1 protein-coding gene is annotated in these 647 nt (G+C 58.9%); it reads right to left on the bottom strand.

Annotation, left to right across the window (positions count from 1 at the left end):
• The coding region (locus tag VJ923_RS12210) for a transposase (RefSeq protein ID WP_326441867.1) at positions 1-365 on the bottom strand (365 nt) is incomplete at its 3' end.
• Positions 366-647: the final 282 nt, after the last annotated feature.

The following is a 647-nucleotide window of genomic DNA, read 5'->3' as shown; positions in this document are numbered from 1 at the left end:
GGCCCTCGTGGGCCTCGAATGTGTTTGGCAATAGAAAGATCGACACTTGGGGATGCGTCGAGAATTACTTTGCCATATACACTCGAACGCGACGCAGATGACGCCGCCGACGCCGTGCTCGCGCAAGGACTGCAGGAACGCCAGTCAATCCGCGAGTAGCGCACGAGCAGGTCCTCTGGGAAGTAGCTGCCGCGTCCGAGCTTCGGTATGCGCAGGCTGACGACGCCAGCGCTGGTGACCAGTGCTCTCTCGCGGTAGCCGTTGCGCTGGTTGCCGTCGGCGCAGACATCTTCCACCCGGACGTCCACGATTTCGTCGACGAGCGCCTCGGTCATCACGCGCAACAGCTCCTGGATGTCGACCATCCCGTCGTCGAATCTGGGGGTCTGAGCCGCTGCTGCGGGCCCATGCCCTAAACCGTCCTCAGGTCATCGCCTTTCTGTGAATCCATCAATCTCGACTATTGGAGACTCTGGGCGATGGCCGCTTTTGTGCGTCAGCCCAAACGGCCATTAAACCAACAAGGGGGCGTGGTAACGTACAATCTCTTGCGCACTTTGACAGCAGCACAGTCTAGATACCAGAAGACATGGCGCCTGCCGTTGGTATGATTGAGTTGTCTAGATTCGATCAACCAGGAGGCAGAG

This window comes from Adlercreutzia shanghongiae (genome assembly GCF_035830635.1).
Lineage (GTDB): Bacteria > Actinomycetota > Coriobacteriia > Coriobacteriales > Eggerthellaceae > Adlercreutzia > Adlercreutzia shanghongiae.
This window is presented reverse-complemented; position numbering and strand designations above follow the sequence as displayed.